9 protein-coding genes are annotated in these 10,777 nt (G+C 47.3%); 4 read left to right on the plus strand and 5 right to left on the minus strand.

Going from position 1 to position 10,777, the window contains the following annotated elements; genetic code table 11:
• Window positions 1–2 precede the first annotated feature (2 nt).
• Together BZJ21_RS01875 and BZJ21_RS01880 are read left to right on the plus strand one after the other, a co-directional pair.
• Window positions 3–1,322: a lysine N(6)-hydroxylase/L-ornithine N(5)-oxygenase family protein gene (locus BZJ21_RS01875; protein ID WP_236719499.1), complete on the plus strand. Its 1,320-nt coding sequence runs from the start codon at window positions 3–5 to the stop codon at window positions 1,320–1,322.
• Window positions 1,322–2,518 carry an MFS transporter gene (locus BZJ21_RS01880; protein WP_077668990.1) on the plus strand — a complete coding sequence of 399 codons (1,197 nt, stop codon included), beginning with the start codon at window positions 1,322–1,324 and terminating at the stop codon, window positions 2,516–2,518. Before BZJ21_RS01875 ends, BZJ21_RS01880 begins: the two co-directional genes overlap by 1 nt.
• Window positions 2,519–2,596: 78 nt before the next feature.
• Here BZJ21_RS01880 and BZJ21_RS01885 read toward each other — a convergent pair whose 3' ends face one another.
• The 4 genes from BZJ21_RS01885 to BZJ21_RS01900 all read right to left on the minus strand — a co-directional run bounded on the left by BZJ21_RS01885 (window position 2,597) and on the right by BZJ21_RS01900 (window position 8,042).
• Entirely contained in the window at window positions 2,597–3,604 is a 1,008-nt protein-coding gene (locus tag BZJ21_RS01885) for a sphingomyelin phosphodiesterase (protein WP_025744874.1), read from the minus strand.
• Window positions 3,605–3,765: 161 nt separating this feature from the next.
• Window positions 3,766–6,036 (minus strand): response regulator, encoded by a 2,271-nt coding sequence (locus BZJ21_RS01890; protein ID WP_077668991.1) that lies wholly within the window; start codon window positions 6,034–6,036, stop codon window positions 3,766–3,768.
• Window positions 6,037–6,180: 144 nt separating this feature from the next.
• The gene (hppD, locus tag BZJ21_RS01895; protein ID WP_077668992.1) at window positions 6,181–7,266 is read right to left on the minus strand and encodes a 4-hydroxyphenylpyruvate dioxygenase; all 1,086 of its coding nucleotides are present in this window, start codon (window positions 7,264–7,266) and stop codon (window positions 6,181–6,183) included.
• Window positions 7,267–7,697: 431 nt separating this feature from the next.
• Window positions 7,698–8,042, minus strand: a complete 345-nt coding sequence (locus BZJ21_RS01900) for a hypothetical protein (RefSeq protein ID WP_021023757.1) — start codon at window positions 8,040–8,042, stop codon at window positions 7,698–7,700.
• Window positions 8,043–8,249: 207 nt separating this feature from the next.
• Here BZJ21_RS01900 and fabG point away from each other — a divergent pair, with 207 nt between their 5' ends.
• On the plus strand, window positions 8,250–8,981 hold the full coding sequence (gene fabG, locus BZJ21_RS01905; RefSeq protein ID WP_077668993.1) for a 3-oxoacyl-ACP reductase FabG: 732 nt from the start codon (window positions 8,250–8,252) through the stop codon (window positions 8,979–8,981).
• Between the two features lie 34 nt (window positions 8,982–9,015).
• Entirely contained in the window at window positions 9,016–9,723 is a 708-nt protein-coding gene (locus BZJ21_RS01910; RefSeq protein ID WP_077668994.1) for an SDR family oxidoreductase, read from the plus strand.
• Window positions 9,724–9,740: 17 nt separating this feature from the next.
• Here the strand turns inward: BZJ21_RS01910 and BZJ21_RS01915 are convergent, their stop codons facing one another.
• Complete coding sequence (locus tag BZJ21_RS01915; RefSeq protein ID WP_077660611.1) at window positions 9,741–10,430, minus strand: hypothetical protein; 690 nt, start codon at window positions 10,428–10,430, stop codon at window positions 9,741–9,743.
• Window positions 10,431–10,777 lie beyond the last annotated feature (347 nt).

Raw genomic sequence — 10,777 nt, forward strand, 5'->3', positions numbered from 1 at the left:
TTATGACAAGGCATTATTCTATTTTAGGTGTAGGGCTTGGCCCCTTTAATCTCAGTGCGGCGGCGCTGCTGGCTCCCCACAGTCAGTCCATTTCGAATTTGTTTGTTGAGCAAAAGCCACGGTTTGCGTGGCATCCCGGCTTATTGCTGGATGATGCGAAAATGCAAACCTCATACCTAAAAGACATGGTGACGGCCGTCGACCCAACGAGCCCTTACACCTTTATTAATTACCTGGTTAAGACCAAAAAATTTTATCCCTTTACCGCGCGGGGCGAACAGACGGTATCGCGGTTAGAGTTTTCTGATTATATGGCTTGGGTGGCTCATCAGCTTCCCAACACCCAATTCGATACGCCAGTACTGAATATCATGCCTCACGGCTCAGGCTTCGCGGTGAGTACGCCACACGGACAATTGAGCTGCGATCATTTGATCGTTGGCACCGGTACCCAACCGTTTATGCCTGACTGTGCTGCGCCATTTGTGGGTGAGCGGGTCTTTCATGCCAGTGAACTTGCCCTCCGACAACCGGACTTAAGGGGTAAAAAAGTTGCCATTGTTGGTGGTGGTCAAACCGGTGCCGATGTCTTCCAGCATCTCTTTGATGGTGAATTTGGTAAAGTAGCGCATATTGATTGGATTTCTCGCCGTCCTAACCTGCAAGGATTAGATGAGAACCCTTTTACTGATCAGTATTTTATCCCTGATTACGCAGAGCAGTTTCATAGCCTCGACCCCAAGATCAAACACACTCAGCTTGCGCAACAAAAGCTTGCCAGTGATGGGATTACCGACGACTGCTTGCAAGGACTGTATCAACGCCTGTATCACGATAAATATGTGCGCCGGTCACCGCAATGGTGGCGACTGCTTCCAGGACAAACGCTTACTGGGATGCAATCACACCAAGCAGGTTACCAGTTAGCGACCACAGCTACCTTGACCGGAGTAACCACAGCACTCGATGCAGAGGTGGTGATCTTGTGTACTGGTTTTTCTCGCGCACTCCCTCAGTGCCTCGATACTTTAAGCGACCACCTCGACCTTGATGACGAGGGACGACCGAATGTGAATGCTCACTACCGAGTAAAAATGCGTGAAGGCAGTTCACTCGCTTTATATATGATGAATGTCGGCACCCATTGTCACGGTATTATTGAGCCACAATTGAGTCTCGCGGCCTGGCGGGCAGCAACCATTATTAATGCGATTAGCGACACGCCCCTATACGACATTACGCATCATCACGGCTTACTCGACTGGACGCTGACTGAGTCCTCCACACAGTCAGCTCAGATGCAAAAGGTAGCAGGCTGGTAATGGCGTACACACAAACAAAGCCCACGACACAGACCGCTAAATGGCAGTCTATCACCTTAACGTCTATTGCTGCTCTGATGGGCATTGGACAAAACGGGCTGTTGGTCTCGCTGCCACTGTTAGTGGCACAAGGCGGATTTTCATTGTCAACCTGGGCGGTGATCATAGCGGTGGGTAGTGTACTCTTTCTCCCTGCTGCGCCTTTTTGGGGACGTATAAGCGATCAGTACGGCCCCAAATTTGTGGTTCTTCAAGCCTTAATCGGCATGGCTATTAGCTTTGTCCTGTTACTGATCGCCACGCTGGGCGCGCAAAACAGCCTCAACCAATGGCCTTGGTTAGCATTAGCGCTGATGGCAAGAGTCGTGTATGGCTTAACCGTGGCGGGCATGGTTCCCGCCAATCAGCATTGGGCCGTGTTACTCGCTGGCGAGGCACGCCGCATGCAGGCGATCACCTCAATCAGTATTGGTTTAAGTCTCGGTCGCTTGGCCGGCCCATTAATCGCCTCGGCGGTTTTAATCGTCAGCCCGTATGCCTCACTTGTGCTGATGTTATTACTGCCATTAATCGCCACATTGGTTATCAGCCTCATGCCTCACCGTGAGGGCCAGAAAGATACATCAAGCTCGCCTGTCAGTCAGTGGCTGGCGCCAAAAGCTATTTGGCCCTATATGGGATATGGACTCGCCGTGTGTGCAGCAATTGCCCTATTGCAATACAACCTCACGCCGATACTCCATACCATCACCGAATGGTCTGCCAGTAAAATTAGCCAGATGATGAGCTATTTGCTTACCTTAAGCGGCATTGCAACGCTCACCGTACAAGTGTTGGTGGTAAAAAAACAGCGTCTAAGCATCGACCACATGCTGGGCATCGGCGCAATCAGCTTAGTTGCAGGTTATAGCTTACTTTTACTCCCTACCCTGGGCGCATTAATCGTTGCTATGCTCGTAATATCAGGAGCCTGTGCGTTGCTGATCCCTGCCTATACTAGCCAAGCGATGCAAAGGCTCGACAATGAACCGGGGAAAGTCAGTGGTTATATCGCTATGGCGCATACGCTCGGATATGGATTCGCGTCACTATTAGCGACATTAACACTTAATTATCCACCTCTTCCCATCATCACTTGCGTCAGCCTTGCAACCATGGTGCTACTGGGCATATTAAATGCAGCATATAAACAGTGAACCAACTAAGGCTCACCGTTTTTTCCAGCGAGTTTTTGCCGTTTTCCGGCAAAAACTGAATGAGATCACTCAATCACACTATTGATATTTAAACTGAATCATTACCGGATAGTGATCAGAAAGCTCATTGTAGTAACCATCATGATAGGTTTGTCCTGCTTCTTGTGGCCACTCACCTTCTAAGTAATCCCAGTACCAGCTATCCTTCGCTTTTAAGCGCACAACCTGCATTTGCGGCTGGTTAACAGGCTTGCCATGATCACGACTCCATAAAATATAATCTAACGTCGTGTTGTAATTCAGATCATACTCAAAGTGATACGCGTTTGCTTTAGTAAACCAGTTATGTTCAGCGGAGAAAGAGGTCACTTCAGGCTCAGAGAAGCGCAGTGCACCATTAAGTGCCGCTTTCATATCCTTAATTTCATCTTGACGGCTCCATTCCACATTCATATCTCCGCCGACAATCACGGGTTCGTCAGTCGGTATGTCTTTGTTGCTAATAAATTGTTTGATCTCGCCAAGTTGCCCTAAACGAACCTCGTGTTCTTCATCAGACATGCCATCATGCGTGGCTTGTAAGTGCGTACCTATCAAATGGAAGATCTCGCCATTTTTATCGATCTTAGCGTACGCAAACCCCTTATTTGCTTGATAGTCCCAGCTGCCCCGTAAACTGTTATTATAAATGTGCGCTTGCTGGGTCAAAATCGGATACTTGGAAATAATGGTGACGCCACCCCGGACGACGAAAGGAGAGTTAGAGCAATCTCCTGTTAATGCATCCCAACCCTCACCACTGCAATCTTGCCCCACATTGGGCGTTTGGTAAGGATATAGGTTGGCAAGTTGGTTCATTGCTTGCTCTGCTTCAGCGTTGAAGGCTTCGCTAACCAAAATGATGTCGGGCTGGGTATCCATGTCGGCAATCGCAGTCGGTAAACGAGCCGCTCGTTCTGCTTGATCCCAATCTTGTAGGTTGCTCAATTGCATGATGTTATAAGCCATCACGTTAAGTTCGCCAGCATGAGCGCCGACACTTAGCAATAAAGCCGCTACCCCTGAAAACAGTTTTTTTCTGTTCATATTTCCTCTTTGCGTTTTGCTTTCTAATTATGTTTGGGGCCAAGCCCACTCAAAGATTAGAACCCTAACGAAAAGAGGTTAGACCACACCAAGAATCCTTCGTATTTTATGATATGTTTGTAACTAAGATCACACTTGCGTAACAGCGCTGACTATTTCGCTTACTCTTTGGTCAATAGTTGTGTGTCTGTGGTAAACGTATGCTTTCTTAGCATGGTTGCTAGTTCGTGTTGTCGAACAGGCTTAGCAATATAATCATCCATGCCAGCCGCTAAGCATGCTTCTTTATCTTCTGCTGTTGCGTTGGCAGTTAATGCAATAATGGGGATTCGGTCCGTGCGAGACGCTTTACGCCTGATCAGTGCTGCCGCCTCATAGCCGTCCATGACCGGCATTTGGCAGTCCATGAAAATGGCGTCAAAAGGCTGACTGCTCCAAAGGGCTAACGCTTGCTCGCCGTTATCCGCTGATCGCACATTGATGCCTAACTGCGTCAGCATAGCTTCTGTAACGCGTTGATTAACTTTGGAATCCTCAACCACGAGAACATGTAGCCCTGCCAGTGATGTCCCCTTTCCTGTTGAACGCACAATACCCAGCGTGGGCTGTCTTTGTTGAAGGATCCGAACTAAATTAGCTTTTAAATCATTAAATTGATAAGGGCGTCCAAGATAACCTTCAATGCCTGATCGCTCGATGCGCGGTCTATCAATCACATCAGGCGCAGCCGTCAGCATGATAATGGCTGGGCTTCTCTCACCCAATTCAGTGACAATTTGCTCGGCGAGACTAAAGCCATCCATTTTGGGCATGATCTTATCAAGCAAAACGACTTTAAATGGAGATTGGCTATCAAGCCGTTCTTTAATAAGCGGCAACGCATCATCGGGATGCATACAACAGGTCACTTGACAGCCGAGATTACTCAGTTGCGCGGTTGTAATCCGCATATTAAGACGACTGTCATCAACCAGTAGCATTGGCGCGCCCGCGAATAAATACGCCTCTACGGGCGTCGCAAGCGGCACATCTGCACATTCAAAGCGCGCCGAGAACGAAAATAGGCTGCCCACATCCACTTCACTTTCTAGGGTGATTCGCCCCCCCATCAGGTTGACAATTTGCTGAGAAATCGCGAGGCCTAACCCAGTACCACCTGCGGTTGCTGCTGAAGCGTCGCCTTGCTCAAACTTACCAAAGATACGATTTTGCGCTTCAATCGGGACACCAGGTCCAGTATCTTTCACTTGAAAACGAAGTACACAAGCGTTTCCCTCATCAAGAACTTTGGTAATCGAAACGGCGACGTCGCCTTGTTCAGTGAATTTAATCGCATTCCCGACTAGGTTGATCATCACTTGGCGTAATCGCGGTGTGTCACCAATTAGCAAGGGCGATATCTCTGGATCAATCTCACAGCCAAACTGTAAGTGTTTCTCTTTAGCTCTCAGCGTGAACAAGTTTTCCAGATCTTTACCCAACTCAAATACATTGAGCTCTAATGGTTCTAACTCTAACTTACCTGCCTCTATTTTAGAGAAGTCCAAGATATCGTTAATCACATCCAGTAACGACATCGAGGAGGTTTCTAGCATTTCAACGAACTCTTGTTGTTCATCATTCAAACGCGTACTTTTCAGCAGCGATGCCATCCCGATAATGCCGTTCATTGGCGTACGGATTTCATGGCTCATGTTAGCCAGAAACTCGCTTTTTTTGTGGCTAGCCTTTTCGGCATCCAGCTTCTCGTTCTCAACCCGCGATAGCGTTTGGCGAAATTGAGTGACCATAGCATTGTAGCGCGCCTCAAACCCCCACCAACCGCGACATTCTGGTGGGACACTGATTTGATTTGGTAAGCCGTTGTCCCATTGATTCACCTGTTGGTGCAGAGCCGATAATGGTGCGGTGAGATACCGTTGCACTATCCACATTGACGCTATCACGCCCAGCCCTGAAACCCCCAACCAACCTAGAAACGCCCACTTCGCACTCTCTCCTAGATAAGCACGTAATGCGGTATAGTTCGAGGCCACATCAAGCTGGCCAAGTACATATTCATTGCCTTCTTTTTTGGCAATTAATGGCCAACTCATCTGGATCGATTGTTGAGTTGGCTCTACACCACGTTCAATTTGTGTGCTGTCAGCATCATAAACGTGTATGTAATCGATTTCTGGTTGTGCAATAAGTTGTTCAATTTGTTGTTCAAATGCTTGTGTTTCTACTCGCCATAGGTGATCAGTCATGGTGCGGACATCACGGCTGCCAACATCTTGTAACACGCGCTGGACCTGTGATTTATGGGATTGATAATCGGCAAAAAGTAATAGTGATGCGAATAAGGCGATGAGTATTACCCAGCATAGCGCCAGCTTCGTCATCAACGATACTGATAAGGAATGGCGTAAAATGGCTTTGCCTGCTTTCATAATCACCTATTTAATAGAAGAGCTTGCCCTATAAGCATAGAGCCCGTTCGTCGTTGGGGCGAAAAATATCCGGCTAGATACAAGGAAAGGTAGACAAAAAAGCGCTCCGGTTAAAGAGCGCGAAGGGTTTTATTTTCTGAGCGATCAATCCAACACGCCGCGACGTATTTGATCAAGCTCAATCGATTCGAACAGAGCCTTAAAGTTACCCTCACCAAAGCCTTGATTGCCTTTACGCTGGATAATTTCAAAGAAAACAGGACCAATAACTGTATTGGTAAAAATCTGTAGCAAGATGCCAGTATCCGCGTCACCATCAATCAGAACACGAGTATCACGGAGCTCATCAATATTTTCGTCGTGACCGCTAACACGCTGATTCACTTGCTCATAATAGGTCTCTGGCGTATCCATAAACGCCATTCCCCGATCTCGCAGCGTGCGTACTGTTTGATAGATATTCTCTGTCGTCATTGCAATGTGCTGAATACCCTCACCATTGTACGCTTTTAGGTACTCGGCAATTTGTGACTTATCATCACTGGATTCGTTAATCGGGATACGGATTTTTCCGCACGGAGCAGTCAATGCACGAGATTTTAGCCCTGTTTTTTTGCCTTCGATGTCGAAAAAGCGGATCTCTTTGAAATTGGCGATACGATCATAGAAATCAGCCCATACATCCATGTTGCCAATATCGACATTGTGCGTCAGGTGATCGATAACCTTCAATCCTGCATCGGCTTCTTTAAGGCGCGCTTGCCAATCAGGATAGAAGTCGAAATCAACCTCGTAAATACTCTGATCACCGTAACGATCAACAAAGTAGAGTAATGAGTCGCCAATGCCATATACCGCCGGGATGCTAAGCTCCATCGGACCGATATTGGGCTCAACCACTTTGGCACCTTGTTTTGCCGCGTAAGCAATTGCATGAACAGCATCTTGAACACGGAATGCCATCGCATTCACGCTCGCGCCATGGTGCTCTGCAAAGCTTTGTGCCTGAGACTCGGGTTCGCCATTAACAATAAAGTTGGTATCGCCTTGGCGATACAGCCAAACATGCTTGTGTTTGTGCTTGGCAATTTCAGCAAAACCCATCAATGAGAATAGACTTTTCAACGCATCAATACCGGCTTGATCGGGGGCGGTATATTCCACAAATTCAAACCCATCTGTCCCTAATGGGTTAATGGTTTTTACAGGTTTTTGCAGTGTGGATGTCATAATGGTTCCTCCTTGTTGATGCTAGTAGGAATAGCATGACGCCAAAGTAAGCACTAGTAATCCAGCACGCTCAGGTCGTTACAATAGTGTTAACCAATGCTGTAACTCTTACTGAACAGGAAAGAGATAATCTTACAAAGTTCTTTTTTATCAAGCTGATAAAACAAAACGGCATGTAAAGAGATTCAATCACCTCTTATACACTTTGTTTACATTAAAGAAACAAGAACAGGAGAAAGGGCGGGGCATTTTAGATGAACGCACCGACGCTACGAAGAGCGACGGCTAACCAAGTAGGTAAGAGAGGCGTGACCGATTGATAATGGCTTCCGATGAGCAGAATGTCGGGAAACCAGCGGTCTACAGGTGGGATCCTGTTGAACATCGTCTGCCATCAAGGTTTAAATCTTCAAGCTCTAAATCTTCAAGCTTTAAACCTTCAAGCTATAGCTGGTTTGCTGTGCGTTGGGGGTAACCGTTTTTTGAACTTGGTCCATCAATGCCTGTTGCTGCTGATTGTACGCGTTCGCTTTTGTCTTTTGCGCCTCTTGCTCAGCAACACGATCAATTAAAGCTTGATAGTCGCGTTTATCCTCGCGCTGCTCACTCGATGCGGCAGTCTCTTTTTGCTCTTCCCGCTCTTTACGGATGACTTCAGCGCGTTCTTGCACACTCATCGAGTTATTGAGACCGCCGTTGACCTGATCATCCTGACGGTCACGCTGACGCTGCATATATTGCTGCGACAAAGGTTGCGAGTTGATTGACGTCGGCATAGGTCCTCTCTTAAACAAGGTGACATCTTGATTAAATTTTAGCCTATTTCTCCTCAGATTGATATCACAATGTATGCTTAAGACGCTTGCCTTTGGCCCAGTTGTTGCACGTTGATCTTTCAGTGGCGCAACGTTGCGAGAAGAAGCAAAGGCTTAGATGACCAACCGCCCAAGAACCTATTGATCAATACAACAAGGAGAAAAACTATGCTGACCGGTAAACACTGTGTCATTACGGGAGCCGCTCAAGGTATTGGCCGTTCCATCGTCGAGACATTTGTCGAACAGAGAGCACACACCGTTTACGCGCTAGACCGGACTGTAGATAACATGCAAGACTGGCAAAACCATGCCGTAATAAAACCCGTGGCGCTCGATGTCTGCCACAGAGACGCTGTCGCCAGCTGGGTGCAGACGCTGCACCAACACAACGCAGTCATCGATGTGCTCGTTAACAACGCAGGGATCACGCGTGATAATTTGCTAACCAAAATTAGCGAAGAGGATTGGGATGCTGTCATTGATGTGAATCTTAAAGGGGTATTTACCATGACACAGGCGATAACACCGCTGATGCTCGCTCAAGAGCATGGCGCGATTGTCAGTTTATCGTCAGTGGTCGGTACCGATGGCAATATTGGCCAAACCAACTATGCCGCATCAAAAGGAGGTGTCATCGCAATGACAAAAACCTGGTCAAAAGAGCTCGCTCGTCATGGCGCACAAATTCGCGCCAACTGTGTCGCACCTGGATTTATCGAAACGCCTATGACCGCCAACTTACCAGATAAAGTCATCGACATGATGAAAGGGAAGACACCACTCGGGCGAATGGGTACCGCACAAGACATCGCGAATGCGATCAGTTTTCTTGCCAGCGACAACGCGAGCTTTATCACAGGTCAAACACTTAAAGTTGATGGTGGATTAGTCATATAATGACGTGATATTCATCCACAACATTGAGCGTTTTATGACCCCGACACTTCTTATCACTGGCGCGAATCGCGGAATCGGTTTAGCCCTTACCGAGCGGTATCTTGAACATGGCTGGCGTGTTATTGCTTGTTGCCGCTTTCCGGGTTCCGCGCCGCATTTAATGACGCTAAAAAATCACTATGCCTCACTGACAACACAGGCGTTGGACGTGACAGACCACGCCGCAGTGCAACAACTTGCATCAAACCTCAGTGACACGCCCATTCACTTACTGATCAATAATGCCGGTCAATATGGTCCCAAAGGCTATCAGCTAGGAGAAACGGACACAGAGGCGTGGCGAGAGGTGTTAGCGGTCAATACCATTGCGCCACTAGTCATGGCTGAGTCGTTTATCCCACATCTCACGCTTGCCAACAATAGCGGACATACTCCTATTTTCGCCTTCATCTCATCAAAGGTGGGGAGTATGAGCGATAATCAATCAGGAGGGGGTTATATCTACAGAAGCTCCAAAGCCGCTCTAAACGCAGTCGTCAAAAGCTTATCAATTGATTTACGACCAAAAGGGATTCGCACCGTCGCCCTACACCCTGGCTGGGTACAAACCCAAATGGGCGGTCCTAATGCGCTGATTACCGCCGACATCTCGGCGCAAGGGCTCAAGCAAGTTCTCGATACACTCACCGACAGCCAAAGCGGACACTTTTTCGATTATCAAGGCAACACCATTGCGTGGTAGGCCGGTAGCGGTGGCGTTCAAATCGGGAAAAAGGTCATAGAGGCCATACTGTGTACCACTTGATTGATATTACGATTGGTACTGTCCGCCACCATCAGTGCCATCATATCTTGGATCAAGATCATCTGACTCAGTAAGCGCTCATAACTATAATTGGGGACACCATTTGCATTCATGCCGTTACTGAGCAGCAGCAAATGACCTTGATCATCACGACGGTTATTTAACAGCCACGCAATTTTTTCAAGGTTACGTGCACAGTTATAAAGCTTTTGCTGATCAATATCATCGAGTAAGAAGAACTCAGTCTGGTGATTATAGCTAGCGCTTATCATCCCAGTGACACCGGCCATCAGTGCGAATACACGATCACCCTCGAACTCAGTAGAAAATGCCAGCGGCAACAATGCAATGCCGTCCATTCCACCCAGCTCACGGAATCCATTCTGGGGACGCTGCTCAGCCATTAGCTGGTGAACGCGTTGGTCGATGGTCATTCCGGGCACTTTTTTTAGCTCTCTGGGATTACGTTTATAGAGCTTGATCAGTAGTCGCTCGGTGATCTGACGAATTTCGGCGATATGAATATCGGTAATCAAATCCATATCTGATTTCGCAAGATTTTTTATATCAAACGGCCGTCCCAGCTTTTGTGCACATCCTGTTAGGCTGAGTATCAATAACCCCACCCAAAACCCGCGCATCATAGTGTTATCCTTACATCCTTTGTCGGCGCTAAGGATACGCATTTCACGCCCAGTCGTGGACTGAAAGAGATAACTTTGTATGGAATATCACATTTTTTACGAACAATCAGAATCGCAGTCTCTGTAGCCCCTGCTACACTCTTCAAAAGTGGTCACTCGGAAGAGCCTTATGCGACGCTGTCTCATTCATGCATTTTTTATCACCATCGCATTTAGTGCATGCACTTATGCCACTGAAAATAAAACCATTATACCCGTGATCATTGAAGATGCTTGATTTTACGTAGAAACAGGATCATGATTCCTACCTATGAAAGTGACTTTAACCAAACAGCAGAAGCTTGAAC

Source organism: Salinivibrio costicola subsp. alcaliphilus (genome assembly GCF_001996185.1).
Taxonomy (GTDB): domain Bacteria; phylum Pseudomonadota; class Gammaproteobacteria; order Enterobacterales; family Vibrionaceae; genus Salinivibrio; species Salinivibrio costicola.

Coding starts and splice junctions, on each gene's coding strand:
- hppD (WP_077668992.1), bottom strand. CDS start 7,266: ATGACATCCACACTGCAAAAACCTGTAAAAACCATTAACCCATTAGGG.
- BZJ21_RS01885 (WP_025744874.1), bottom strand. CDS start 3,604: ATGAACAGAAAAAAACTGTTTTCAGGGGTAGCGGCTTTATTGCTAAGT.
- BZJ21_RS01875 (WP_236719499.1), top strand. CDS start 3: ATGACAAGGCATTATTCTATTTTAGGTGTAGGGCTTGGCCCCTTTAAT.
- BZJ21_RS01890 (WP_077668991.1), bottom strand. CDS start 6,036: ATGAAAGCAGGCAAAGCCATTTTACGCCATTCCTTATCAGTATCGTTG.
- fabG (WP_077668993.1), top strand. CDS start 8,250: ATGCTGACCGGTAAACACTGTGTCATTACGGGAGCCGCTCAAGGTATT.
- BZJ21_RS01915 (WP_077660611.1), bottom strand. CDS start 10,430: ATGATGCGCGGGTTTTGGGTGGGGTTATTGATACTCAGCCTAACAGGA.
- BZJ21_RS01900 (WP_021023757.1), bottom strand. CDS start 8,042: ATGCCGACGTCAATCAACTCGCAACCTTTGTCGCAGCAATATATGCAG.
- BZJ21_RS01880 (WP_077668990.1), top strand. CDS start 1,322: ATGGCGTACACACAAACAAAGCCCACGACACAGACCGCTAAATGGCAG.
- BZJ21_RS01910 (WP_077668994.1), top strand. CDS start 9,016: ATGACCCCGACACTTCTTATCACTGGCGCGAATCGCGGAATCGGTTTA.